Raw genomic sequence first — 25,995 nt, 5'->3', positions numbered from 1 at the left:
AAGACCGGGCAGAAGCAGTACTGGTACACCTCCGGCGGGGCTGCTGACCCCCGCAAACCCACCACACCCATCAACGTGAAGTACACGGCTGCCGATGCGCAGCCAGACCCGACGGAGACCCCGAAGCCTGAGCGCACCACCTCGCACGAGGTGACCGGCGCCTCGGCAGCGGCAGGACTGACCGTCGCCGTCACCGGTGAGGGATACACGAACCTGCCCAAGGCGAGTACCGGCAGCGATCCCGCCGGTGTGTACGCGGGAATCGTCGACCGCTCAATCGCCAGCGACGATGTCGAGCGCTCGACCCCGGTCGCCGCAACGCCGGTCTTCTCACTCCCGGAGGGCAAGCTGTCCGCCTCGGTGACAGCTGAGACGGCGAAGCTGAAGAAGGAGTCCGACTACGACCTGCTCGTCTGGGTCGCGCACGGACTGCCGAAGGGAGAGGCGCTGCTGTACCGCAAGCCGATCGAACTGACGGCTGCGCAGAAGGAAGCCCTCTTCCCCGGCACCACGGATCCCACCGAGGACCCGAAGCCGACGGACGATCCGACGACGGATCCGACTGAAGATCCGAAGCCGACCGAGGAGCCGAAGCCGACGGACGATCCCACTACCGATCCGAAGCCGACGGACGATCCGACCACGGACCCGAAGCCGACCAATGACCCGAGCGAGAGCGATACGCCGACCGAAGACCCCAGCGAGGACGCGCAGCCTGCCGAACCGTCGCTCACGGTTGAGTCGAAGACCGTGTCCCTGTCCGACTTCCTTAAAGAGGACGAGGGTGCTGTCGTGACGGCCTCTGGTCTCACACCCGGGAACGAGTACGAGGTCGCCATCTCCGGCGGCACGAACGTCAAGGGCGTCACGCTCAAGGCGACCGCCGACAAGGAAGGCGTCGCGGTCTACCGCGTCTACGGTCAGGCCCAGGACCGTGCGAAGAACTACATCGGAAAGTACACCGTGAAGATGGCTGAGCCTGATCTCACCGCGTCCTTCACCGTGACCGCTGATGACGATGCCGGCGCAGGCGGAGGCGGCAAGGATGACCGCAAGGATGACAACTCCGCCGGCCGTGACTCCGGCGGCAAGGGCTCAGGCGGCAGCCACGGCAAGTCGCACGGTTCGTCGCTGCCCCGGACAGGAGCTGAGGTCACCGCTGGTGTGATCGGTGCGGCACTGCTGGTCGTCGGCGGAACGGCGCTGCTGGCCACACGGCGCTCGCGTCGCTGATCGACTGCATACGTGCTGGCTGGCTGAGGGAATCCTCGGTCAGCCAGTGCGTGTCTGCGCTCAGTCCTGCGGCAGCACCGGCGTGAAGCCGATCGACGAGGCCGGGCCGACGGGCACGGCATCCCAGCCGCGGGAGATGGTCTGCGCGACGGCGGCCGAGTCCATCTCGCTGAAGGGCATGCGCTCACGGCGGGGGCACATGAGCCGTCCGAGGAGGAAGTACAGGCCCACACACGGAAGGCTGAGGACGATGACTGCTGTGACGATCATGGCGCATCTCCTGGTACTTCCATTAAGCGCCTCTGACCTGCACCGGGGCAAGGGTGGGTCCGCCTGCCGGACTGTGGATAAGCGCTCAAGAGGTGATGATCGTCAGCCAGTTCTCGCGGGTGAGCTCGACAGCAGCCTCGACCTGACCGTCCCGCAGGGCTGCGAGGATGCGGGCATGCTGCTGGATAGAGGCGTCATTCATCGCATCGAAATGCAGGAACTCCGCACGCCTGAGCATGAGGGTGACACTCTCCAGGTGCTCGGCGAGGATCGGGTTGCCCGCCTGCTCGATCGCCACAGCGTGGAAGGCGTCATCGGCCGCGATCGCCGCCTCGGCATCCCCGGCAGCCAGGGCTGCGGTGAGCTGGTCGTTGGCGGTCTCCATCCGGGTGATCTCACCGGGCCCGAGGTGGGGCGCGGCCAGTGACATGGCCAGCGCCTGCAGGGCAGCAGCGACCGCCTGGGCATCGGCGATGGCAGCGGGATCTTCGGCGGTGACGCGGGTGGCGCGGCCGGGTTCGGCGGTGACGAGACCGGCGCGGTTCAGTCGCAGCAGCGCCTCGCGGATGGGTGTGCGTGAGACGCCGAGCCACGCGGAGAGCTCCGTGTCGCGCAGCTGCTCACCGGGCTTGAGCTCCCCGCGCACGATCGCATCGCGGATCGCCTGGTAGACGTCATCGCGCAGCAGCGCGCGCCGCGGCAGCCCCGCGGTAGCCGGCACCGGCATCGGCTCACCTCCATCAGCTGGCAGTTGCCTTCAGATCGGCAGAATCTCGTGGTCTCCGGTTGACATCCTACCCCGACCAGATATCCAATATATTGCATATCGACCTGCGGAATCCGGCACACCGATGTGCTGGACCCGCAGGAGAAGCGGCCGTCGAACGGAAGGACCCCAAGGCCATGGCACTCAGCGACTACGAGCGGTACCCGCTCACCTTCGGACCCAGCCCGGTGCACCAGCTGCAGCGACTCAGCGACCACCTCGGCGCCGGGAAGATCTGGGCCAAGCGTGAAGACGTCAACTCCGGGCTCGCCTTCGGCGGCAACAAGACCCGCAAGATGGAGTACATCGTCCCCGACATCCTCGCCTCCGGGGCCGACACGCTCGTCTCGATCGGCGGCTACCAGTCCAACCACACCCGCCAGGTCGCTGCGATCGCCGCCCACCTCGGCCTGCAGGCCCGGCTTGTGCAGGAGCGCTGGGTCGACTGGGACGACCCGGTCAACGACAAGGTCGGCAACATCGAGCTCTCCCGCATCCTCGGTGCTGATGTGCGCCTCGACCCGGCCGGCTTCGACATCGGCATCCGGTCGAGCTGGGAGAACGCCATCGCCGAACTCGAAGCCGACGGCCGCAAGCCGTATGCGATCCCGGCTGGCGCCTCCGAGCACCCACTCGGCGGACTCGGGTTCGCCAACTGGGCCTTCGAAGTCGCCGAACAGGAGAAGGAGCTCGGCGTCTTCTTCGACACCATCGTCGTGTGCACCGTCACCGGCTCGACGCACGCCGGCATGATCGCAGGCTTCGCTCTGCTGGAGGAGCAGACCGGGGTCAAGCGCAAGGTCATCGGCATCGACGCCTCGGCCACGGTCGAGAAGACCCGCGACCAGGTCGGGCGCATCGCCCGCCACACCGCCGGCCTCATCGATCTGGGCCGCGAGCTACGCGATGACGAGATCGACATCCGCACCGGCTGGGAGGGCCCGGCCTACGGCATCCCGGACGACTCGACGATCGCAGCGATCCGCACGACCGCAGAACTCGAAGGCGTCATCCTCGACCCCGTCTACGAGGGCAAGTCGATGGCCGGGCTCATCGACCTGGCCGAGGCCGGGGAGTTCGCCAAGGACTCCAACGTCCTTTACGCCCACCTCGGCGGACAGCTGGCGCTCAACGCCTACAGCTCGATCTTCGACTGAGCCCAGCACACCCAGTTGGGAAGCGGCAGGAAAGGACATCCCTTTCCTGCCGTTTCCACCATGTGGCGGCGGCCACCAGTCCGGCGGGTAGTCTCTACCGTGGACGACACATCGGCGCCGAGCGAAGGACGGATGCAATGCAGCACAGCCCCGACAACCCCCAGGCCGCCGGTCTGCACGCCGATGAGCAGACCGAGGACCGCCAGCAGTTCGAGACCTCCACGCAGCTCGACCCGCCGAGTGTGAATTCCCGGCCCCTCTCGGCCTCCGCCTCGGCCACCGGCGCGTCTGTCCTCGACGAGATCGCCCAGCGCGTGCTGTGGCTCTCAACGGCGATGATCGACGCGGCCAACCGGGGCCGCGAGAACACCGACGGCGTCAAAGTCGGCGGGCACCAGTCGTCTTCGGCCTCGATGGTCGGCATCATGACCGCGCTGTGGTTCCACGAACTCACCGCAGCCGACCGCGTCTCGGTCAAACCGCACGCCTCCCCGGTGCTGCACGCCATCAACTATCTGCTCGGCGACCTCGACGAACGCTATCTCACCTCGCTGCGCGCCAAGGGCGGCCTGCAGCCCTACCCGTCGCGCTCGAAGGACCCCGACACCGTCGACTTCTCCACCGGCTCGGTCGGCATCGGTGCCACCGCCCCGATCTGGGCGGCCCTGTCGCACCGCTACCTGCGCGACCGCTTCCCCGACACCCCAGAAGCCGGCCGCTTCATCTCCCTGCTCGGCGATGCCGAGATGGACGAAGGTGCGGTCTGGGAGGCGATCATCGACCCCGAGGTGCGCGGACTTGGCAACGTCGTGTGGATCGTCGACCTCAACCGCCAGTCGCTTGACCGCATCATCCCCGATGTCCAGATCCAGCGGCTGCAGGGCATGTTCGCCGCCGCCGACTGGCAGGTCCTCACGTGCAAATGGGGCACCCGCATCCAGAAGCTCTTCACCGCCTCGGGTGGGGAGGTCTTCGCCCGGCGGATGGAGCAGATGCCCAACGAGGAGTACCAGTGGCTGCTGCGCAGCCACCCCGATGAGCTGCACGAACGCATGCTCACCGGACTCGCCGCCGACGAGGCCGCGGTGCTGCGCGACCTGCTCGACTCACTCAGCCCACGTGCGCTCGCCGAGGTCATCCGAGACCTCGCCGGTCACGACATCCCCGCGCTCATCGACACGTTCCGGCAGATCGACGACACCCGCCCGACCGTCATCTTCGCCTACACCATCAAGGGCCGCGGCCTGGCCACCGAGGGACACCCGAACAACCACGCCGCCCAGCTGACCGAAAGCCAGATGCGCGAGCTCACCGAGCTCTCGGGCACCTCGCTGGAGGATCCGTGGGTGCGTTTCGCCCCGGATTCGGCCGCCGCCGAGGTGTGCCGCTCGACCGCACAGCGGCTCACCCGCCCACCGGCACCCGTGCACGAGGTGGGCCAGGTCCCGGCCGAACTCGGGTATGCGCACAAGGCCGTCACCTCGACCCAGGCGACACTCGGCCGGGTGCTCTCCGACCTCAAGCGCGCCGAACCCGAACTCGCTGAGAGGGTCGTGACCCTCAGCCCCGACGTGGCGACGTCGACGAACCTCGGCGGCTGGATCAACAAGACCGGCGTGTGGTCGATCGCCGGCCGGCAGGACTGGTTCGCCGATGACCGCGAGCGGGTGCTGCGCTGGCAGGAGGCCTCCAGCGGCCAGCACATCGAACTCGGCATCGCCGAGGTCAACCTCGTCTCCCTGGCAGGCGAGCTCGGCTCGACGTTCTCGCGCTGGGGCCAGCCGCTCATCCCTGTCGCCACGATCTACGATCCGTTCATCAACCGGGCGCTCGAGCCGTGGACCTTCGGCCTGTACGCCGGTGGGCAGTCGATCATGATCGGCACCCCGTCCGGTGTCACGCTCGCGCCTGAGGGCGGGGCGCACCAGTCCTTCAACACCCCGTCGGCGACCCTGGAGATTCCGGGGCTGACGAGCTGGGAGCCGGCATTCGCGCAGGACTTCGAATGGGCGCTGCTCGAAGCGATGCGCCACATCGGCAAGCCCGATGGGCATTCGGCCTACTTCAGGCTCTCGACCCGCCCGGTCGACCAGGAGCTCGCCCGGGTGCCGGACGACGCGATCGAACGCGAACGCCGCCGCCAGCACGTCATCTCCGGCGGCTACCGCCTCAGCACCCACCCGGCCGCCGAGGACGACATCACCCTTGTGGGCGCCGGTGCGATCATGACCGAGGTGTGCGAGGCCGCCGAGTACCTCACTGAGCGCGGACTCAAGGCCGGCGTCGTGTGTATCACGAGCCCGAGCCTTGTATTCCGCTCGCTGCAGGCCCGCGGCTGGCTCGGCGGTGCGCAGGCCGGGATGGGGGCGACGAGCATCGTCGACGTTCTCTTCCCCGCCGAGCACCCAGCCCCGCTCGTCACCGTCATGGACGGCCACCCGCACACGCTGTCGTTCCTCGCCGGTGTGCGCGGCGACCGCGCCCGCAACCTCGGCGTCACCGAATTCGGTCAGGCATCCTCGGTGTCGGAGGCCTATGCCATCCACGGCATCGACACCGCTTCGATCGCCTCGGCTGCACTCGACCTGCTGGGTCGGTGACGTCCCCGCGGGGACGTTTTCCGGGAGGATCGGCGCCCCCGCGGGGACGTGCGGAGCCTTCAGATTCCGAGGGTGCCGAGCGGGATGACGTGCACACCGCTCGGCAGCGTGTAAGCGTATTCTGTGCCAGTCACCACCGCGAGGAATGCCGGTTCGCCGACGCGATCGAGATCGACGCGCTCGTCGCGCAGCTTGATCAGATTGCGTTCGGCAGCCTCGACTTGTGACTGCCCGAGCTTGACTTCGCAGGCACCCCAATAGCCGTCGTCGGGATATTCGATGATGGCGTCGATCTCCAGGCCGGTGCTGTCGCGATAGTGGTAGACCTGACCGGATTCCGCGCTTGTGAGTGCTCGGAGATCTCTGATGACCATCGCCTCAAAAACCTGACCGAAGTACTCAGGACTCTTCGCCAACCGGTCTGCCCCAATGCCGAGTACTGCACATGCCAGGGCCGGGTCGGCCAGCTGGAGCTTGGGTGCTGTGCGCAGGCGCGACTTCGAACGGAGATTGACGCTCCACGCGGGAAGATTGTCCAGTGCGAACACGGTCTCCAGTGAGTCAAGGTAGGCGTTGACGGTCCCGTAATTCAGCGGCGCGTCGGCGCCCGACACATCTCGTCGAAGACTCTGTGCTGTCGCTTCGGCAGCGATATTCCGTGCGATCGACTGCAGTACCCTGCGCATCCGAGCCGGGTCATGGCGAACGCCGACGGCGGCAGGGATATCTGAGTCACTCAGGTCGTCGCAATACGACCGATTGAACAGCACTGCCTGTCGCGCTGGAACGTCGAGCAGTCCGGGCCAGCCGCCGCGTACCGCCTGTTCCGCCAGCGCCTGGTAGCTCAGGGGCGATCGCGCTGAGACAGTATTCGCACCCTTGAGTGCTGAGAGGGAGATGTCTGACGAGGAGGCTTCGCTTTCGGCGAGTGCCATCGGCCGCATGCGCAGTCGCCCGAATCGGCCAGCCCCTGAATGCCGGGTGACGTCGGAAGCGGGCTGTGCCGAGCCAGAGAGGATGAACTGGCCTCGTTGCTGTCGGTCGTCGATCTCATGACGCATCGCATTCCACAGGTTGGGTGCAAGCTGCCATTCGTCGACGAGGCGTGGAGTCTCTCCTTCGAGCAGTGCCGTTGGGTTGAGTTCTGCCAGCTGGATGAGCTCGGGTGAGCGGTCGAGTCGGATAGAGCTTCGCGAATGGTGGAGACCCGTCGACGTCTTCCCGCAGCCGCGTGGGCCTTCGATGAGCACCGCTCCCATTCCTTTGAGGAGCTCAGCGAGGATCTGGTCAACGGCCCGTTGCTTGTACATGTCGTTCCCCTGCTTCGAACGCCCGCCTTGCCGAACCCATCGCGCCTCGGTTGACGACGACCACATGGCTCGATCATCTATTCTGCAATGATTCCATCGTCTATCCTGCAATGATTCCATCATCTATTCTGCAACGACTTCATTATCAATCCTGCAATGTCGAGGAGGGCTTAGGAACGGGTCAGCGGTGCACCGGTGCGGATCTGCTGAGGTGGTAGTTGATCACGCCACCGCCCGGGCAGCGACGAGCATCTCGGCCGGCATCGCCCGGTCGAGCTTCCACTCGATCTGCATGGGCCGCGACCCGGAGTGCTGCACATAGTCAACGGTGCCCAGACAGGTGTAGGGCTGCGTGCCGAGGTCGCCTTCTTTGGCTGCGCGGACGAAGAGCACGACGTGTGAACCCTGCTGGCGGTGGTGGATGTAACGCTGCCCGGTGGGGCTCTCGGGGCTCGTGGCGTTCTGCGATTCCCAGTGGAAGAGCGTCTCAGAGATCGCATAGTCGCGATAGAGCGTTGTCGGCGAGTAGTCGCTTTCCGATTTCTTCAGCGTCACGAGCAGCACGTCGGTCTGCGCGGCCGGGATCCACTTGACTCCCTCGCGCATGTTGCCTGGCGCGATGCCCTGCTGCGTGGTGCCGAGACCGAACCCGGCGAGCAGCTCCTCACGTGTGTAGCGGGCGTGGCTGCGCAGGGGAGTGGTCTCCAGCCCGTCCAACCGCTGCGGTCTGGTGCGCGCGTTCTCCTCGCAGACCTCCAGCAGATCCAGCAGCTCGCCGGTGATCGCGGGCATCCGACGCACGCGTCTGATCGTCGCGGCGATCTCGCTGGCCGGTGCCGTGGGGCGCAGCTGGTAGAACAGCATCGCGGCATACGGATCCGCAGCCAGCGCGCGATCGGAGGGGAGATCTCCGCGCAGCAGCTCGCGGTAGCGTTCGATCCGCCCGCCGTCATCGATATGCGTGAAGGCCCGCATCCGGCCGAGCAGTTCGATCTCGTCGTCGCTCAGTGACAGCCCGGCATCGGGAAAAGCCCAGTCCTTGAGCGCTGACCACGAGCGCGCCCGCTTCTGCCCGTTGAAGGTCCGGGAACTCGAACCGCCGTAGATGTCCGCCAGAGCCCGGTCGGCTTCGTTCAGGTACGTCACCAGACTGTACTCACCGGCCGAAACCCCTGCCGGCTGATGCGATCGGATGTCGCTGATGAGCCCGCGGGTTGAGAGATTCAGCGTCGACTTGAGGCTCTCAAGAATCTCATCTTCGGCGGTGCGATCGAGCACGATCTGCGAACCGGCCGGCAGGAACGGGAAGCCCTGTTCGACGTCGCGCTGCAGCCGTCGGCGCGAAGCGCCCGTGAGTGCGCGCAGCTTGATGTCGAACCGGAACTCAGCACTCTGGTGACCGACGAAATCGAGGACCGTCAGCACTGCTTTGTCCGGTGCGCGCCTGAGACCGCGGCCCAGCTGTTGGAGGAAGATCGTCGCAGACTGGGTGGGGCGCAGCATGAGCACCGTGTCGACTTCCGGGATGTCGACGCCTTCGTTGAAGATGTCGACGGTGAACAGACAGCGAATCTCACCGGCTTTGAACCGCCGCAGCAGGTCCGCCCGCGCCGCACTCCCGGTCTCACTCGTGATCGCATGTGAGGTGATGCCGACCTCGGTGAACTTCCGCGCCATGTACTCGGCGTGATCGATGGAGACACAGAACCCGAGCGCCCGGATCGATGCGACATCGACGACGGTGTCGGTCAGCGCTCTGAGGATGATGCGGGTGCGGGCGTCGTTGCTGGTGTAGAGCCGGGTCAGCTCCTCGGTGTCGTAGTGGCCGCGCCGGAAGGTGATGGAGCGCAGATCGGTGTTGTCCGAGATGCCGAAGTAGTGGAACGGCACGAGCAGGTCCGCTTCGAGCGCATCCCACAACCGCAGCTCGCTCGCAGCACGTCCGCCGAAGAACTCATCGGCAACATCGACACCGTCGGCGCGCTCAGGAGTCGCGGTGAGACCGAGCAGCTCGGCCGGTTCGAACCAGTCGAGGATCCGCCGGTACGTTTCGGCATCAGCATGGTGGAACTCGTCGATGACGATGATGTCGAAGTGCTCGCGGGCCCACTTCTGCAGCTGGTCGATCCGGCTGAGCGACTGCACCGAGGCGAAGACGTGCGCACCGATGGTCGGCCGGTGTCCGTCGACGAACAGCTCACCGAAGCTACCGTCTTTGAGCACATCCCGGTAGGTGCGCTGCGCCTGCTTGAGGATCTCGGCCCGATGGGCGACGAACAGCAGCCGCGGACGACCTCCCTGGCCGCGTGCACGCGCCTGGCGGGCGAGGCGGGCGTAGTCGAGGGCGGCGATGACCGTCTTGCCGGTGCCGGTGGCCGCGACGAGCAGATTGCAGTGCCGGTCATGCTCCTCCCGTTCGGCGGCGAGGTCATCGAGCATGATCTGCTGGTGCGGAAACGGACGCACGTCGAGCAGCGTCGTATCGATCGCCTGGCCCGAGGCGGTGGTCGCCGCTGCAGACGGCCCACCGCGCGCCTCCCGCAGGGCGTCATCGAGCCGGGCGGCGTCTCGCTGCGGGTCGTAGGGTGCGAACTCGGGAGCGTTCCAGTAGCTGTCGAAGGTGGCAGTGAACTTCTCGATGAGACTCGGAGTCGCCGGCTGCGAGATCCGCACATTCCACTCAAGACCATCGACAAGGGCATTGCGGCTGAGGTTCGAACTGCCGACATAGCCGGTGTCGAAACCGGTGCGGCGATAGAACAGCCACGCCTTGGCGTGCAGGCGGGTCGAGCGCGTCTCGTAGTTCACGCGGACCTCCGCACCGTACTCATTGGCGAGCCGGTCGAGGGCTTTTCGATCCGTGGCCCCGATATAGGTCGTCGTGAGGATCCGCAACGGCACACCGCGGTCGCGCAGCGCGGCCAGCTCGCGTTCCAGCAGACGGATACCGCTCCACTTGACGAACGCGCACAGCAGATCGACCCGATCAGCGCTCGCCAGCTCGCGTCTGAGCTCGGTGCCCAGCTGCGGGTCCCGCGGAGAGTTCGTCAGAAGCGCGACATCCGACAGCGGAGTCGTCGGTCGTGTAGGCGGTTGTGCGTCAGCCGGGTAGAGGGATAGCAGCTGCCGCGGACCGTCGAGCACAACGTCGGGGATCTCCGGCAGCAGGCCCAAGATCCGGTTGACGAGATCGACCCGGTCACACTCCTCGACAGCGGCCAGCGCCTGAGCCAGGTGTCCGGCGACATGCCGACTGAGCACGTGCGGAGCGTCAGCAGCGTCGACGGCATCGACGACCGCGCTGGCATCAGTTCGGCGGTCGATGAGCTCCTGCAGTCGGCGCTCGAGTACCCGCTCGTGCAGACCGATGACGAGGTCCCCGCCCGGGTGCTCTGCATTTCCGGCCCCTGAGACGGTCATCCGGTCTCGCCTGCACTCACACCGCTGCGCAGCAGCGCAACCGCCGGCAGGTCCGGTGCCGCCCAATCGAGAACGGCGAGCTCATCCCGGCTGACCCACACGACAGCGTCGTGATCGGCGCTGGCGACCGGGTCCTCGGCTGCGGTGACCCAGTAGCAGGCTAGGTCGATCTCCGGCCCTGTGCCGCCCGCTGCGCGGGTCGTCTGACGGATGAGAAGTTCGCCGACGGTGACGTCGACGCTGAGTTCTTCGCGCAGTTCGCGGGCGAGTGCGGCTGCTGGCGTCTCATCGGCTTCGACTTTGCCGCCGGGGAACTCCCACTGGCCGGCTGCAGCCTTGTGCGGAGCGCGCCGGCAGGCCAGGATCTGCTCCCCGCGGGAGAAGATCGCACCGACGACAGTGATCGGGTCACTCATGCTGCTCAGCCTAACCGTACGAAGTGTGCAAGCTGCTGCAACGTCGTGCCAGTTTCCTACAGTGTTCTGATGGTTCACGAAGGACGTTCGGGAAGTGCCACCGGGTAGTAGAAGACGCCTTCCTCGTTGTCAACGACTTTGACATCGATTTCGTCTCCTGGTTCCAAGTAGTTGTCGACGTCGATCAGCCCCTTGACGCCAGCGAGGTCGCGGACCGCATGAGCCGGAATGAGGCCGCGCTTGTCATCCTCGTCCTCGGCAAGCGCATACCTGGGCCCAGATGTCTGCACAGTCACCGTTCGTGTATCGGACTCTTCGGATTCGGCTGCGTGAATGAATGTTCCCTCGACATCCGTCGCCAAGTCGTCAGCGAGACAGTCGACGAGATTGAGGAGGTCTGCCATTGTCTTGGCAACTGACTGATGCAGTCGGCTGGGCCGGAGCCCTCCCTCAGGTTTGTAGAGGTCTTCATGTGTGAGTTCGCCCCACGCGTCCTGTGCCCGAGTCTTGATCTGGATCTCGACGGTCACTGCATCGGGGTGTCCAGGAACATCCACCTCGCACAGGACGTGAACTGCGCGGTACCCACTTGCCTTGGGTGCGCTAACGTAGTCCTTGGATTCGACGACGCGGATTCCATGGTGGTTTCCAGACTGCTTGAGATGATCGAAGATCAGCGCCTGGTCTCGTGTCGATTTGCACAGAACCTTGACGCCTACGATGTCGCGGACGATCTGCTCGACCTTCCGTGCCGAGTCGAGTGCCAGGTCCCCGTCCTGCTCGATTTTGAGTTTGAGCTTCAGGAGTGCGCGGTCCTGGTCTTTGATCCGGCCTGAACCTACGACCAAACGCATGCCATCGCTGTCCTCAAGCAGTTCTCGGGAGATTCGCGTCAGCCAGGCAGTGACTGAGTCCTGCGCGACATCCCAGGCTTCTCGGCGGGTCTCGTAACACTCGTTCAGGTATAGCTCTGGGTTCATGATCGGGGAGTCCTCCGATTGTGACATTGAGATGTGAGGGGGCACTTTCATCGAGACGTTGACGGGTGGGGCCTGGGCGAATAGGACAACACCGCCTTTCCCATGCAACGTACATCACATAAGGCGCGGCTGCAGTAGTCCGCGGAGACCACGCGTGTCCGTGACCTGGATCCACGGCCGATAGCTCGCCCCCGTTTCTGCTCTGTACGGGTGCTGAGCTGTCCCTTCGACTGCCTGTGGAACCAGAAAACTGACCAACCGATCGGTCAGCATGAGCAACGCTCTGAACTGGGAATTCGCTGCCGCTCCGGCGTTGGTTGGAACCGCCGCATGAATGCCGCCGATGGTAATCTTGATCCATGGTGCGCATCAGCTTCCTCGACTGGCCGGTGTTCCGGCAGTTCCGCTCCGGTGACACCACCGGGCGCGGCCCAGCTGTGACGTCCCCGCAGACGAAGACCATGCGCCCGCGCACCGAAGACGCCGACACCGTCGCGCGCAGCGTGTGCCCCTACTGCGCGGTGGGCTGCGGTCAGCTCATCTACGCCAAAGACAACAAGGTCATCCAGATCGAAGGCGATCCGGACTCACCGATCTCCCGCGGTCGGCTGTGCCCCAAGGGCTCGGCCAGCCAACAGCTCGTCAACGCCTCCGGGCGCATCACCGAAGTCCTCTACCGGGCCCCGAAGGCCAAGGAGTGGACGACACTCGATCTCGACACCGCCCTCGACATGATCGCCGAGAGGTTCCTCGAAGCCCGCCGCAACCACTGGCAGGACAAAGACGACGAAGGCCGGCATCTGCGCCGCACCATGGGTGTGGCCTCCCTGGGCGGGGCGACTCTGGACAATGAGGAGAACTACCTCATCAAGAAGCTGTTCACTGCAGCAGGGGCGATCCAGATCGAGAACCAGGCCCGCATATGACACTCCGCCACAGTTCCCAGTTTGGGAGCTTCGTTCGGACGCGGCGGCGCGACCCAGTCCCTGCAGGACATGGCCAATGCCGACTGCATCGTCATTCAGGGCTCGAACATGGCCGAATGCCATCCCGTCGGGTTCCAGTGGGTCACTGAAGCCAAGGCCCGTGGTGCGAAGGTCATCCACGTCGACCCGCGCTTCACCCGCACCACGGCAGTCGCAGACAAGCATGTCCCGATCCGGGTCGGCTCTGACATCGTGCTGCTCGGCGGGCTCATTCGGCATGTGCTGGAAAACGACCTGTACTTCGACGAATACGTCCGGACGTTCACCAACGCCTCCACCATCCTCGGCGACGACTTCGCCGACACCGAGGATCTCGACGGACTGTTCTCCGGCTACGACCCGGACACCGGCACCTACGACACCCAGACCTGGGCATATGCCGATGCCGATGGGTCGCGCCGCGGCGTGCCGCCGACCCAACCGGCCGAGCAGGACCCGACCCTGCAGGACCCGCGATGCGTCTTCCAGGTGCTCAAACGTCACTACTCCTGCTACACCCCGGAGATGGTCGAAGAGGTCTGCGGCATCTCGGCTGCCGACTTCGCCTACCTCGCCGATGCCATCACGCAGAACTCCGGACGCGAGCGCACCACCTGCTTCGCCTACGCCGTCGGCTGGACCCAGCACTCGCAGGGCGCGCAGTACATCCGCACCGCCGCTGCGCTGCAGCTGCTGCTCGGCAACGTCGGCCGGCCAGGCTCAGGCATCATGGCGCTGCGCGGGCACGCCTCCATCCAGGGCTCGACTGACATCCCGACCCTGTTCAACCTGCTGCCCGGCTACCTGCCGATGCCCAAAGCCGGCACCCATGACACTCTCGATGACTACCTGGCAGTCATCGGCTCGAAGGAGCAGAAGAGCTACTGGGCCAATGCTGATACCTACATGATCAGCCTGCTCAAGGCCTGGTGGGGTGAGGCCGCCACCGCGGACAACGACTTCGCCTACGACTACCTGCCCCGCCTCACCGGTGCACACGGCACCTACCAGACCGTCATGAGCATGCTGAAAGATGAGGTCGAGGGCTACTTCATCCTCGGCCAGAACCCGGCCGTCGGCTCGGCCAACGGCCGCATGCAGCGTTTGGGCATGGCGCACCTCAAATGGCTCGTCGTACGCGACTTCCAGCTCATCGAATCGGCGACCTGGTGGAAGGACGGACCGGAGATCGCCTCCGGTGAGCTCAAGACCGAGGACATCGACACCGAGGTGTTCTTCCTCCCGGCGGCCAACCACACCGAGAAGTCCGGGACCTTCACCCAGACGCAGCGGCTCGTGCAGTGGCGCGAACAGGCCGTCCACCCGCCAGGGGATGCGCAGAGCGAACTGCAGTTCTTCTACGAACTCGGCTGCCGGCTGCGCGAGAAACTCGCCGACTCCACCGACCCGCGCGACCGGCCGCTGCTCGACCTGACCTGGGACTACCCGGTCGATGAGCACGGCGACCCCTCCGCCGAGGCGGTCCTCGCCGAGATCAACGGCTTCCACACCTCGGGCCCGGAGGCAGGCACGCCGCTGAGCTCCTACCTGGAGATGAAGGCCGACGGTTCGACCGCCGGTGGCTGCTGGCTCTACACCGGCATCTACGCTGGTGGCATCAACCACGCCAACAAGCGAGTGCCCGGCAGCGCACAGGATGAGATCGCCGCCGACTGGGCGTGGGCGTGGCCGGCCAACCGCCGCATCCTGTACAACCGCGCTTCTGCCGATGCGCAGGGCAAGCCGTGGAGTGAGCGCAAGAAGCTCGTGTGGTGGGATGAGGAGACCGGCCGCTGGACCGGCCAGGACATCCCCGACTTCCCAGCCGACCGGGCACCCGACGCCGTACCCGACCGGGCCCAGGGCGGACCGGCGGCACTGACCGGCACCGATGCCTTCGTCATGCAGCCCGACGGCAAGGGCTGGCTGTACGCACCGACAGGGGTCGTCGACGGGCCCCTGCCGACCCATTACGAGGCGCAGGAATCCCCAGTGCCCAACCCGCTGTACGGCCAGCAGCACAGCCCGGCCCAGGTGATGTTCGACCGCAGGGACAACCTCATGGCTCCGCTGCCGGGCCAGGCGGGTGCAGGCGTCTACCCGTTCATCTTCACCACCTACCGGCTCACCGAACACCATACCGCCGGTGGTATGAGCCGGTGGCTGCCCTATCTCTCAGAGCTGCAGCCTGAGCTGTTCGCCGAGGTGTCCCCGGAATTGGCAGCCGAACGCGGACTCGAACCCTATGGCTGGGCGACGATCATCTCCCCGCGCGCCGCGATCGAAGTCCGGCTGCTCGTGACCGAGCGGATGACCCCGATGAGCTTCGGCAGCGCGGCAGCCGGCAACCAGCGCACCGTCCACCAGATCGGCCTGCCGTACCACTGGGGCGTCGGGGCTGAGGCGCACATCGTCGGCGACGCCGTCAACGACCTGCTCGGCATCACGCTCGACCCCAACGTCCTCATCCAGGACTCGAAGACCGGCGCCTGCGACATCATCCCCGGCCGCCGCCCACGCGGACCCGAACTCGAAGAGCTCGTCAACGACTACCGGCGCCGCGCCGGCCTCATCAACGCCGAAGGCCGCATGACCGACAAAGCCCACCAGGACGACCGGCCCGGCGAGCCGTGGGACACTGCCCCGGAAGCACAGCAGGGCGCCTATACGCATGAAGACGATGCCGACGCCGGAGCCGACGTCGATGTCGCCAACCGCTTCCACGAACCTGAGAAGGAGGAGGGCTCGTCATGACCGCACCGATGACGGCACCGGCCGAACAGCACCCGAACGCTGCGACCAGCACTCCGAACGACACCGCCGACCCGGCCGGAGCCACCGGGTGGGAGCACACCCACGAACGCAAGGGCTTCTTCACCGACACCTCGATCTGCATCGGCTGCAAGGCCTGCGAAGTCGCGTGCAAGGAATGGAACCGCAACCCCGCTGACGGCAGCCTCGAACTCCTCGGCTCCTCCTACGACAACACCGGCGGGCTCGGCGCGAACACGTGGCGCCACGTCGCCTTCATCGAACAGGACGCCGAACAGATCGCCGCCGCCCGCGCATCCGGCCGCAGGCTCGTCAACCTCGGCATGCCGACCCTGCGCACCCGCGACGTCGACACGCCCACCCCCGGCGCTCCCACCCCTGGTGCACCTACCCCCGGTGCTCCCACCTCTGGTGCGCCCACAGCCGGTGGACCGGCCGCCGGTGGCCCTCCGGTCGATGCGCTCGCCGCCGCTGAGACGCTCGGCGATGCCGACCTCACCCCGCCGGACACCCCGGAGTTCCGGTGGCTTATGGCCTCGGACGTGTGCAAGCATTGCACGCACGCCGGCTGCCTCGACGTGTGCCCGACCGGTGCGCTGTTCCGCACCGAGTTCGGCACCGTCGTCGTCCAGGCCGATGTGTGCAACGGCTGCGGCACCTGCGTGGCCGGCTGCCCGTTCGGCGTCATCGAACGCCGCGACGACGGCACCATCAACCCGCCGACCGAACGCGAGAGCCCCGCTGCCGGCAAGCCGATCGAACAGGACGTGCCGCATCCGCGGACAGCGAACAAGTGCACCCTGTGCTACGACCGCCTCGTCGCCGGTGACCAGCCGGCGTGTGCGAAGACCTGCCCGACGACCTCGATCAAGTTCGGCGACCGCGCCGACATGGTCGCCACCGCCGAACAGCGCGTCCGCGACCTCCACGCCCAGGGCATGACCGAAGCCCGCCTCTACGGCGCCAACCCCAATGACGGGGTCGGCGGCACCGGCTCGGTGTTCCTGCTCCTCGACGAACCCGAGGTCTACGGCCTGCCGCCGGACCCGCGCGTGGCGACGAAGGATCTGCCGCAGATGTTCGCCACCGCCGGCATCGCCGCCGCCGGAATGATCGCGGCGACCGCGCTCGCATTCCTCGGAGGCCGGAAGTGAGGGAGAGCGCGTGACGACCAGCGAATTCGACTCCTACCGCCCGCCCGAGCCGCCGCGCCGGCGCAGGCGCGACCTGTTCCGCCGCTCCCGCAGCGACGACGGCGCGCAAGCCCGTGGCCGCGCCCGAGGTGCCGGTCCCGGTGGCGGCCGCCGCCGCGGCGGCGGGGCGGATGGCTCGCGGGAGATGCCGATGGTCGAAGAGGCGGAGTTCACCTCGTATTACGGCCGGCCGATCGTCAAGGCCCCGCCGTGGGGGCACGAGATCTCGGCGTACCTGTTCCTCGGCGGACTCGCCGGCGGGTCCGGGCTGCTCGCGCTCGGCGCACAGCTGACCGGCCGGGAGCTGCTGCGCCGCAATACCCGGCTGACGGCCCTCGGCGCCGTCAGCGCCGGAGCGGTCGCCCTGATCATGGATCTCGGCCGGCCCGAACGGTTCCTCAACATGATGCGCACCGTCAAAGTCACGTCGCCGATGAGCCTCGGCTCCTGGATCCTCGCCGGCTATTCGACACCGATGGGAGTCGCCGCCGTCGCCGAGATCGACCGGATGACGGGTGAGAAGCTGCCGCTGGGCCCGCTGCGCCCCGTGCTGCGGGGCGCTGAAGGGCCAGCCGGGTTGGCAGCCGCAGTGCTCGCTGCACCCCTGGCCGCCTACACCGCGGTGCTGCTTTCGGACACCGCCGTGCCGACCTGGCATGGAGCGCGCAAGCATCTGCCGTACGTGTTCGTCTCCTCCGCCAGCCTCGCAGCCGGTGGTGCTGCGATGGTGACGACGCCGACCTCGCAGACCGGCCCGGCACGCGTCCTCGCCGCCCTCGGCGTGATCGGCGATGTCGTCGCCATGCATGTCATGAAGGACACCATGCACCCGGCCGAAGCCGAACCGCTGGACACCGGCGGCCCCGGTGCCAAGCTGAAATGGGCGGAGCGGCTGGCGATCGTCGGCGGGATCGGCACGCTGTTCGCCGGCAATCGGCTCGTCGCCGCTGCCTCGGGAACGGCACTGCTGGCCGCCTCGGCGCTGACTCGGTTCGGGGTGCTCGAAGCTGGCTTGGAGTCGACGAAGGATCCCAAGCACGTCATCGAGCCGCAGAAGGACCGTCTCGCCGCCCGCCGTGCCGCCGGCATCACCGACGATTCGATCACGACAGCCGGCTGAACCTCCTTTCCCACAGGCGGGTGAGGTTTCGATCGCCGCTGCCGGGACGCCCGGTCACGCCCCGAACCGGTCAGGCCTCGAACCGGTCAGTTCCCGGCTGCCTCGGCGACTAGGGCGAGCACGGCAGCACCGTAGCGCTCGAGCTTGGCAGCACCGACCCCGCTGACCTCGCTCAGAGCGGCCCGGTCGGTCGGCCGGGCGCGCACGATACCGGTCAGCGTTGCGTCAGAGAACACCACATACGGGGGCACGCCCTGCTCCGATGCCTGCGCGGTGCGCCAGGTGCGCAGACTCTCGAACAGCTGCGCATCGGCACCGGTGAGCTCGGTTGCCGCCGTGGAACCGCGCCGCGCGCTGCTCGTCCCGGCCTGTGCGGTGCGGGTGCGCTGCACGTCCTCACGCAAAAGCACGGTTTCTTCACCGCGCAGCACCGGGCCGGCCGCCTCCGGGACGACGAGCACTCCGTAGTCGCCGACGGCCTGCAGCAGCCCGCGCGCCAGCAGCTGCCGGACGATCGAACGCCACACCGCCGGGGTGAGATCGGCGCCGATGCCCCACACGCTCAGCTCCTCATGCCGTGAAGCGGTCGAACGATCACTGACCCGTCCGCGCAGCACATCGATGATCTGCCCGGCTCCGTAGCGCTCCCCGCGCTGGCGGTCGAGGCGGATGACCGCTGACATGAGCTTCTGCACCGGCACCGTCGCATCCCAGGTGCGGGGCGGCTGCAGACACGTATCGCAGTTGCCGCAGGCCTCGGCGTCCTGGCCGAAGTAGCGCAGAATCTGCACCCGGCGGCAGTCGACCGTCTCGCACAGGGCGAGCATCGCCTCAAGGTGCTCGCGCTGACGCCGGCGGTGCGCCGCCGAACCCTCCGACTGGTCGATCATCCGGCCCAGCTGCACGACATCGCCGAGACCATAGGCCATCCACGCCGTCGACGGCAGGCCGTCACGACCGGCCCGGCCCGTCTCCTGGTAGTAGCCCTCCACAGATTTCGGCAGGTCGAGATGGGCGACGAAGCGCACATCGGGTTTGTCGATCCCCATCCCGAACGCGATCGTGGCGACCATGACGATGCCCTCCTCACGGAGGAATCGGCGCTGATTCTCCGCCCGCTCCACCTCGCTCAGACCCGCATGATAGGGCAGTGCGGCGAAGCCCTCGCCGCGCAGGAACTCCGCTGTCTGCTCGACGCTGCGGCGGGACAGGCAGTAGACGATCCCGGCATCCCCGGCATGCTCGATGCGCAGGAACTGCAGCAGCTGATTCCGCGCCCGGGACTTCGGTTCGATGCGGTACTGGATGTTGGGCCGGTCGAAGCTCGCAACGAAATGCCGGGCATCATCGAGCCGGAGGCGTTCGGTCAGCTCAGCGTGCGTCGCCTGCGTCGCGGTGGCCGTCAGCGCGATGCGCGGGATCCCGGGGAACCGGTCGGCCAGCACCGCCAAGCCCAGATAGTCGGTGCGGAAATCGTGGCCCCACTGCGAGACGCAGTGCGCCTCATCGATGGCGAACAGCGAGATCCGTGCACGCTCCAGCACTGCCAGTGTGCGCTCCTGAACGAGACGCTCAGGTGCCATATAGAGCAGGTCGAGCTCACCGGCGAGCAGCGCCGCCTCGACCTGCTGGACTTCCTCCCAGCTCAGCGTCGAGTTGAGGAAGGCTGCTGCAACACCGTTGGCGCGCAGCGCTGCGACCTGATCCTCCATGAGCGCGATGAGCGGTGAGATCACCAGCCCGGTGCCGTCGCGCACCAGTGCCGGCACCTGATAGCACAGCGACTTCCCACCACCGGTGGGCATGAGCACGACCGCATCGCCGCCGGCGCTGACATGCTCGACGATCTCCGCCTGATCCCCACGGAACGCGTCGAAGCCGAAGACCCCTTCGAGGATCTCCTGGGCGCTGCGGGTGCTTACGGATCCGCTGGTGCGGGTGTCTGAATCGCTCACCTGTCCAACCTATCGCGGCTACCGTCAAGGCGCCCGGGCTTCAGCGGCACGCGGGCTGGGGACATCACCGCCGGATGCTGATGCCGGGTTCGGCGCGCGTGCAGCCGATGACCGGGTGACCGGGCAGCTCACCGACGATGAGCAGCCCGCCGGAGGTCTGCGCATCGGCGAGCATGAGCACGTCCTCTTCGCTCACCCCGGCACCCACCTCGAATGTGCCGACCGACCGGGAGCCGTCGGCAGCAGGAGAGCCGTCGAGCTCCGAGCGTACCCAGTCGAGGTTGCGCCGCGTCCCACCGGGCACAAAACCCTCGGCCAGACTGCGCACCGCGGCATCGAGCACCGGCACCGCGACCATATCGATCTCCGCTCCGATGCCGGAAGCCCGGCACATCTTGTGCAGATGTCCGAGCAGCCCGAACCCGGTGACATCGGTCGCGGCGGTGACCCCGGCCTCGAGCGCGGCAGCTGAGGCCGCGGCATTGAGCGTCGTCATCGTCTCGATCGCCTCATCGAACACCTCGCCGGTGGCCTTGTGCCGGTTGTTCAGCACGCCCACGCCCAGCGGTTTCGTCAACGTGAGCGGCAGACCAGCCTCGGCGGCGTCATTGCGCAGCAGCCGGGCCGGGTCCGCGGTCCCGGTGACGGCCATCCCGTAGACCGGTTCGGGTGCGGTGATCGAATGCCCGCCGATGACCGGGCAGCCGACCTCCCCGGCGACCGCCACCCCGCCGGCGAGCACCTCGCTCATGAGCTCCATCGGCAGCAGCTCGCGCGGCCAGCCGATGAGGTTGATCGCCACGACAGGCACCCCGCCCATCGCGTAGATGTCCGAGAGCGCATTCGCCGCAGCGATCCGCCCCCAGTCATAGGCGGAGTCGACGACAGGGGTGAAGAAATCAGCTGTTGAGAGCACCGCCAGGTCCCCGCGCACCTGCACCGCGGCAGCGTCGTCGCCGTCATCGAGGCCGACGAGCACATCAGGTCCGGTCTGCCCGGTGAGTGCGGCGAGGGCGTCTTCGAGCTCGCCGGGAGGGATCTTGCACGCACAGCCGCCGCCGGCGGCCAACGATGTCAGTCGAGGTGAGGGCGTGTGCGCAGCTGTGATGTCCATGCCCGCGAGTATAGGCGGTGGTAGGTTGGAGCGTGGAGGCGTCCGGGTCCTGGTGGGCCCCCCGGTCTTCAAAACCGGTGAGACCGAGCACCTCGGTCTGGCGGGTTCGATTCCCGTCCGCCTCCGCCACTGGCTTCAGAGTCGAGGAGGATCGTGGAGGACCCGCGTCGCGCCATCCCGCGCACCGACCGGCTCATGGAGCATCCGCAGCTCATCGCCGCCAGCCGCTCACTCGGCCGCAGCGTGGTGCTCGGGCTCGTGCGCGCCGCCCAGGACCGTGCCCGCCGCGGGGAGATCCCCGCCGCCGAGGTGATCGAGACGGTGCTTGAGGCTGTCGGCTCCCAGCGGGCCTCCTCCCTGACCCCGGTGCTCAACGCCACCGGCGTCATCATCCACACCAACCTCGGCCGCGCCCCCTTGGGCGAGCCCGCCCAGCAGGCCCTGGCCGATGCCGCAGGGTACGTCGACGTCGAACTCGACCTGCCCTCCGGCGCCCGGTCCCGGCGCGGGGCCGCAGCACGGGCGGCCCTGCTGCAGCGCTGCCCGCATGCCGAGGATGCGCTCATCGTCAACAACGGCGCGGCCGCGCTGCTGCTGGCCGCCACCGCACTGGGCGGGGGACCGGCAGCCGGCGGAGGCGGGCAGGAGGGACCCGGCCACGGTGGGATCGTCATCAGCCGCGGGGAGTTCATCGAGATCGGTGCCGGCTTCCGGCTCTCCGACCTCATCACCGCTGCCGGCACGCAGCTGCGCGAAGTCGGCACCACGAATCGCACCCACCCAGAGGACTACGCCGCCGCCCTCGACGCTGGAGCCGGCTGCGTGCTCAAAGTCCACCCCTCGAACTTCGCGCTCACCGGCTTCACCGCCGCCGTCGAGACCGCCGCGCTCGCCGCACTGTGCCGTGAGCACTCCGTGCCCCTCATCGTCGACGTCGGCTCCGGACTGCTGAGCGCCGATCCCGTCCTGCCGGACGAGCCGAGCATCGAGGCGGCCCTGGCGGCGGGAGCCGATGCCGTCATCGCCTCCGGTGACAAACTCCTCGGCGGCCCGCAGGCCGGGCTGCTGCTCGGCACCTCTGAGACGATCGCCCGGCTCGCCCGTCACCCGCTGGCCCGCGCCGTCCGCGCCGACAAGCTCACCCTCGCCGCACTCGACGCTACGCTGCGTGCCGGCACCAGCCCGGTGCATGCGATGCTGCACGCCGACCCTGCTGAGCTGCGCCGCCGCACCGACGCCCTCGCCGCGCAGGTCGGCGGCACCGTCGTGGCACATGACGGCCGGGTAGGCGGCGGTGGCGGCACCGGCGTGCCGCTGCCGGGCTGGGCGCTCGCCCTGCCCGAGGACTTCGCCCCAGCCCTGCGCACCGGCGACCCGGCCGTCCTGCCGCGCGTCCATGACGGCAGCTGCCTCATCGACCTGCGCTGCATCCCCGCAGACCAGGACCCGGCACTCGCCGATGCCATCAGGGCTGCCGGCGGTCGCCTCGGGAACGGCAGATGAGCAGCTTCGTCATTGCCACCGCCGGGCACGTCGACCACGGCAAGTCGACGCTCGTGCGGGCACTGACCGGAATCGAACCCGACCGGTGGGCTGAAGAGCGCAAACGCGGGCTGACGATCGACCTCGGCTTCGCGTGGACGGCCCTGCCGTCGGGCCGTGAGGTCGCCTTCGTCGACGTGCCCGGCCACGAACGCTACGTCGGCAATATGCTCGCCGGCCTCGGACCCGTCCCCGTCGTCTGCTTCGTCATCGCCGCCGATGAGGGCTGGCAGGCGCAGTCGAGCGAGCACCGCGACGCGATCGCAGCCCTCGGCATCACGGCCGGTCTCATCGTCATCACCCGCCGTGACCGCGCCCCGGACGCCGTGCCCGAGGTGACGGCCCGGGCGCGTGCCGAACTGCGCGGCACCGGTCTGGCCGCCGCCCCGATCGTCGCCTGCTCCGGCGCCACCGGTGAGGGACTCGACGAGGTGCGCGAGGCTCTCGACGGCGTGCTCGCCGGACTGCCGGAGCCGGATCCTCAGGCGCGGCTGCGGCTGTGGATCGACCGGGCGTTCACGATCGCAGGGTCGGGCACCGTCGTCACCGGCACGCTTGCCGGCGGCACGGTGCGGGCAGGTGAGCGGCTGCAGCTCCTCGGGCAGGAGACCGGCGGGCTGCGCGAGATCACCGTCCGCGGGGTGCAGTCCCGCGGGGAGCCGTCGGAGGTGCTCGAACCGGTGTGCCGGGCGGCGCTGAACCTGCGCGGCATCCCGGCAGCCGAGGTGCACCGCGGGGATGCCCTCATCTCACCTGACTGGTGGGTCACCGACACCGTCGATGTGCGCTGGGCTTCCGGCGGGGCACTCGATGAGGGCAGCGAGCACATCACCGTCCACATCGGCACCGCTGCGATCGGTGCGCGGCTGCGGCCCTTCGATGCCGATCATGCGCGCCTGCAGCTGAGCCGGCCGCTGCCGCTGCAGCTCGGTGATCGAATGGTGCTGCGCGACTCCGGGGCGAAGATGGTTGTCGCCGGTGTGCAGATCCTCGACCTCGACCCGCCGCCGCTCACCCGGCGCGGGGCCGGGCGCAGTCGCGCTGCTGCGCTGGCCGAACTGCCGGCCGCCGGCTCGGTCAGGGCTGAGGTCGACCGCCGGCAGGCAGTCGAAGCCGAGACCCTCACCCGCTTCGGCCTCGACGTCAGCCGGCTGCCCGAGGGGGTCGTCACGGTCGGGCGGTGGCTCGTCGACGTCGACGCGCTGCGCCGGTGGGCGCAGACTCTGCGCGCAGCTGTCACCGCGCACCAGGCCGTCGATGCGCTGACACCGGGCATGACCCGCCAGGCCGCTGTGCACACGCTCGAACTCCCGCACCCGGATCTGCTCGATGCTGTTGTGCAGGTGGCGAAGCTGAACCAGCGTGACGGGATCATCTCCCCTCCGCAGCCGCGTGCCGACCTTGGGCGAGCGGAGAAGAGCATCCAGGCACTCGAGCGGCAGCTCAAGGCCACGCCGTTCACCGCGCCTGAGGCAGACGACCTGTCCCGCCTGGGCCTTGGGGCACGCGAGCTCGCCGCTGCCGAACGGGTCGGCCGGCTCATCCGCATCGCCGACGGTGTCGTTCTGCTGCCGAGCGCACCGGCCCAGGCGATGCGGGTGCTCGCGGGCCTCGGCCAGCCGTTCACCGCCAGCCAGGCGCGGCAGGCACTCGGCACCACCCGCCGGGTGGCGATCCCGCTGCTCGAACACCTCGACTCCCGCGGCTGGACCCGCCGGCGGGATGGGAACCTGCGCGAAGTCGTGCGCTGAGCCGGCAACGGTTGCCGTCCTTAGCAACACACGACTTCGCGTCCCGCGGTACTGATCATCGGTGTCCCACGAAGCCGTCGACAGCAATCGTGCCCATTAGCATGAGCGCTCCGCAGTTATATCGGTTATGCGTGAACCAGGCCTCCGCGGACGAAAACGTGACGCACCGATTTCTGCGGTTCCGCCAGCACAGTAATGTCATCGAGCGGATTGGCGTTCAAGAGGACAATATCGGCCTGAGCGCCTTCGCGGATGATTCCGAGTTCGCCTTCCTGATCCAACAGGCGAGCGGCCACTGTTGTCGCAGAACGCAGGACGGCACCAGCGGACTGGACTTGCGAACGGATCTCGAACTCTTTGCTCTGCCATTTCCACATGTCACCCAGCAGGTCAGAGCCGTACGCGATGTTGACCCCGCCCTGATCCGCGGCTTCGAGTGCCTTCAGGCCCGCGTAGAGCACACTGTCGACCTTGTCGGCGCTTGCCTGCGGCAGTCCGTGGCGGACTCCTTCGGCCTTCAACCGTTCATAAGTCACAAGAGTCGGCACGAGGAACGCGTCGTTCTCAGTGAAGAGTCTGATGCTCTCGTCATCGAGAAGGTTGCCGTGCTCGATAGAGCGGACCCCGAGCTTCAGCCCACGGTTGATCGCGCGGGCAGTGTAGGCGTGTCCGAGAACGTAGCGGTTTGAAGCGGCTGCCTCTTCGACGGCGGCCCGAATCTCCTCATCAGAGAACTGTGTAGAGTCGATTCGGTCGGTTGGCGAAGCGACGCCGCCCGAGAGCATGATCTTGATGTGGTCCGCACCTGTCCGCAACTGCATGCGAGCGGCCTTGCGGACTTCATCGACGCCGTCGCACACCGTCCCAATGTGCGGGCAGCACTGGTGCTGGTCGACGATGGACGTCCCCGGTCCGCGCATATCGGCATGGCCGCCGGTTTGAGACAGAGCCTTCCCGCCGAAGAACAGCCGAGGTGCAAGGAATAGCTGCTCTGCAGCTGCCCTGGCCAGCCCGAAGTCCGCACCTCCGGCATCCCGAAGCGTTGTGAAACCGCGTCGGAGAGCACCTTGCATCGTGTTGATGGCCGACGCGGTCAGGTATGCAGGCGACTCATCACCCAGGCGTCCAAGGTCTGCAGTATTGGCCAGAACGTGAACGTGACAGTCGATGAGACCGGGTATCGCGATCGCTCCTCCGGCATCGATTGAGGAGTCGGACTCGTTGTTTGCCGCACTGATGCTCGAAATTCGATCACCGTTGATCTGGATAGACTGCGGTTCAGACACGGTTTCGGTGACTGGATCGAGGATCCGCACGTTGGTGATAGCAGTGATTGATTCATCTAGGTGCATCCGGTCTCTCCTGCCGACAGATAAGCGGTAGCTGCTGTGTCTGGATCAAACGTAACCTGCTGCAAAGGTGTTTGCAATA

General features: G+C 67.4%; 15 protein-coding genes, 1 tRNA gene and 2 pseudogenes. 9 read left to right on the top strand and 9 right to left on the bottom strand.

Features of this window, described 5'->3' with window-relative positions:
- A pseudogene (locus H9634_RS11565) lies at positions 1 to 1,233 on the top strand (hypothetical protein); the annotation flags it as partial.
- 60 nt (positions 1,234 to 1,293) lie between these two features.
- Here H9634_RS11565 and H9634_RS11560 read toward each other — a convergent pair.
- A complete protein-coding gene (locus H9634_RS11560; RefSeq protein WP_191726794.1) occupies positions 1,294 to 1,503 on the bottom strand; it encodes a hypothetical protein in 210 nt (69 codons plus the stop codon).
- Positions 1,504 to 1,588: 85 nt separating this feature from the next.
- Positions 1,589 to 2,230 (bottom strand): GntR family transcriptional regulator, encoded by a 642-nt coding sequence (locus H9634_RS11555; protein ID WP_191726793.1) that lies wholly within the window; start codon positions 2,228 to 2,230, stop codon positions 1,589 to 1,591.
- Between the two features lie 176 nt (positions 2,231 to 2,406).
- On the opposite strand from H9634_RS11555, the gene H9634_RS11550 reads away from it, so the two are divergent.
- Positions 2,407 to 3,426 carry a 1-aminocyclopropane-1-carboxylate deaminase gene (locus tag H9634_RS11550; RefSeq protein ID WP_191726792.1) on the top strand — a complete coding sequence of 340 codons (1,020 nt, stop codon included), beginning with the start codon at positions 2,407 to 2,409 and terminating at the stop codon, positions 3,424 to 3,426.
- Between the two features lie 137 nt (positions 3,427 to 3,563).
- Complete coding sequence (locus tag H9634_RS11545) at positions 3,564 to 6,026, top strand: transketolase-like TK C-terminal-containing protein (protein ID WP_191726791.1); 2,463 nt, start codon at positions 3,564 to 3,566, stop codon at positions 6,024 to 6,026.
- Positions 6,027 to 6,085: 59 nt separating this feature from the next.
- Here H9634_RS11545 and H9634_RS11540 read toward each other — a convergent pair whose 3' ends face one another.
- The 4 genes from H9634_RS11540 to H9634_RS11525 form a co-directional block, all read right to left on the bottom strand.
- Positions 6,086 to 7,276 (bottom strand): ATP-binding protein, encoded by a 1,191-nt coding sequence (locus H9634_RS11540; RefSeq protein ID WP_318245097.1) that lies wholly within the window; start codon positions 7,274 to 7,276, stop codon positions 6,086 to 6,088.
- 282 nt (positions 7,277 to 7,558) lie between these two features.
- A complete protein-coding gene (locus tag H9634_RS11535) occupies positions 7,559 to 10,756 on the bottom strand; it encodes a DUF3427 domain-containing protein (protein WP_191726790.1) in 3,198 nt (1,065 codons plus the stop codon).
- The gene (locus tag H9634_RS11530; RefSeq protein WP_191726789.1) at positions 10,753 to 11,172 is read right to left on the bottom strand and encodes a (deoxy)nucleoside triphosphate pyrophosphohydrolase; all 420 of its coding nucleotides are present in this window, start codon (positions 11,170 to 11,172) and stop codon (positions 10,753 to 10,755) included. The genes H9634_RS11535 and H9634_RS11530 overlap by 4 nt, the downstream gene beginning before the upstream one ends.
- A 74-nt stretch (positions 11,173 to 11,246) precedes the next feature.
- Positions 11,247 to 12,152: a GTP pyrophosphokinase gene (locus H9634_RS11525; RefSeq protein ID WP_191726788.1), complete on the bottom strand. Its 906-nt coding sequence runs from the start codon at positions 12,150 to 12,152 to the stop codon at positions 11,247 to 11,249.
- 359 nt (positions 12,153 to 12,511) lie between these two features.
- On the opposite strand from H9634_RS11525, the pseudogene fdnG reads away from it, so the two are divergent.
- The 3 genes and pseudogenes from fdnG to nrfD all read left to right on the top strand — a co-directional run.
- Positions 12,512 to 15,727, top strand: a pseudogene (fdnG, locus tag H9634_RS11520) (formate dehydrogenase-N subunit alpha); the annotation flags it as partial.
- Positions 15,728 to 15,867: 140 nt separating this feature from the next.
- Positions 15,868 to 17,043: a 4Fe-4S dicluster domain-containing protein gene (locus tag H9634_RS11515; RefSeq protein WP_225210876.1), complete on the top strand. Its 1,176-nt coding sequence runs from the start codon at positions 15,868 to 15,870 to the stop codon at positions 17,041 to 17,043.
- Positions 17,044 to 17,053: 10 nt separating this feature from the next.
- On the top strand, positions 17,054 to 18,202 hold the full coding sequence (gene nrfD / locus H9634_RS11510) for an NrfD/PsrC family molybdoenzyme membrane anchor subunit (RefSeq protein ID WP_191726786.1): 1,149 nt from the start codon (positions 17,054 to 17,056) through the stop codon (positions 18,200 to 18,202).
- A gap of 86 nt (positions 18,203 to 18,288) precedes the next feature.
- On the opposite strand, the gene recQ is transcribed toward nrfD, so the two are convergent.
- Together recQ and selD are read right to left on the bottom strand one after the other, a co-directional pair.
- Positions 18,289 to 20,157: a DNA helicase RecQ gene (gene recQ / locus H9634_RS11505; protein ID WP_191726785.1), complete on the bottom strand. Its 1,869-nt coding sequence runs from the start codon at positions 20,155 to 20,157 to the stop codon at positions 18,289 to 18,291.
- Positions 20,158 to 20,221: 64 nt separating this feature from the next.
- Complete coding sequence (gene selD, locus H9634_RS11500; RefSeq protein WP_191726784.1) at positions 20,222 to 21,271, bottom strand: selenide, water dikinase SelD; 1,050 nt, start codon at positions 21,269 to 21,271, stop codon at positions 20,222 to 20,224.
- A 34-nt stretch (positions 21,272 to 21,305) separates the two neighbouring features.
- On the opposite strand from selD, the gene H9634_RS11495 reads away from it, so the two are divergent.
- From H9634_RS11495 to selB, 3 genes are all read left to right on the top strand, one after another.
- Positions 21,306 to 21,400: transfer RNA gene (locus H9634_RS11495), tRNA-Sec, on the top strand.
- 21 nt (positions 21,401 to 21,421) lie between these two features.
- Positions 21,422 to 22,774: an L-seryl-tRNA(Sec) selenium transferase gene (selA, locus tag H9634_RS11490; protein WP_318245098.1), complete on the top strand. Its 1,353-nt coding sequence runs from the start codon at positions 21,422 to 21,424 to the stop codon at positions 22,772 to 22,774.
- Complete coding sequence (selB, locus tag H9634_RS11485) at positions 22,771 to 24,564, top strand: selenocysteine-specific translation elongation factor (protein WP_191726783.1); 1,794 nt, start codon at positions 22,771 to 22,773, stop codon at positions 24,562 to 24,564. The genes selA and selB overlap by 4 nt, the downstream gene beginning before the upstream one ends.
- Positions 24,565 to 24,689: 125 nt before the next feature.
- Here selB and H9634_RS11480 read toward each other — a convergent pair whose 3' ends face one another.
- Complete coding sequence (locus H9634_RS11480; protein ID WP_170274922.1) at positions 24,690 to 25,916, bottom strand: metal-dependent hydrolase family protein; 1,227 nt, start codon at positions 25,914 to 25,916, stop codon at positions 24,690 to 24,692.
- Between the last annotated feature and the right edge of the window lie 79 nt (positions 25,917 to 25,995).

Origin of the sequence: Brevibacterium gallinarum (genome assembly GCF_014836885.1) — a bacterium.
Taxonomy (GTDB): domain Bacteria; phylum Actinomycetota; class Actinomycetes; order Actinomycetales; family Brevibacteriaceae; genus Brevibacterium; species Brevibacterium gallinarum.
This window is presented reverse-complemented; position numbering and strand designations above follow the sequence as displayed.

What these genes read in the sequence shown, in the direction of transcription:
- H9634_RS11525 (WP_191726788.1), bottom strand. Translation starts at nt 12,152, where the DNA reads ATGAACCCAGAGCTATACCTGAACGAGTGTTACGAGACCCGCCGAGAA.
- H9634_RS11535 (WP_191726790.1), bottom strand. Translation starts at nt 10,756, where the DNA reads ATGACCGTCTCAGGGGCCGGAAATGCAGAGCACCCGGGCGGGGACCTC.
- H9634_RS11530 (WP_191726789.1), bottom strand. Translation starts at nt 11,172, where the DNA reads ATGAGTGACCCGATCACTGTCGTCGGTGCGATCTTCTCCCGCGGGGAG.
- H9634_RS11480 (WP_170274922.1), bottom strand. Translation starts at nt 25,916, where the DNA reads ATGCACCTAGATGAATCAATCACTGCTATCACCAACGTGCGGATCCTC.
- H9634_RS11545 (WP_191726791.1), top strand. Translation starts at nt 3,564, where the DNA reads ATGCAGCACAGCCCCGACAACCCCCAGGCCGCCGGTCTGCACGCCGAT.
- selD (WP_191726784.1), bottom strand. Translation starts at nt 21,271, where the DNA reads ATGGACATCACAGCTGCGCACACGCCCTCACCTCGACTGACATCGTTG.
- H9634_RS11550 (WP_191726792.1), top strand. Translation starts at nt 2,407, where the DNA reads ATGGCACTCAGCGACTACGAGCGGTACCCGCTCACCTTCGGACCCAGC.
- H9634_RS11560 (WP_191726794.1), bottom strand. Translation starts at nt 1,503, where the DNA reads ATGATCGTCACAGCAGTCATCGTCCTCAGCCTTCCGTGTGTGGGCCTG.
- H9634_RS11555 (WP_191726793.1), bottom strand. Translation starts at nt 2,230, where the DNA reads ATGCCGGTGCCGGCTACCGCGGGGCTGCCGCGGCGCGCGCTGCTGCGC.
- H9634_RS11515 (WP_225210876.1), top strand. Translation starts at nt 15,868, where the DNA reads ATGACCGCACCGATGACGGCACCGGCCGAACAGCACCCGAACGCTGCG.
- selB (WP_191726783.1), top strand. Translation starts at nt 22,771, where the DNA reads ATGAGCAGCTTCGTCATTGCCACCGCCGGGCACGTCGACCACGGCAAG.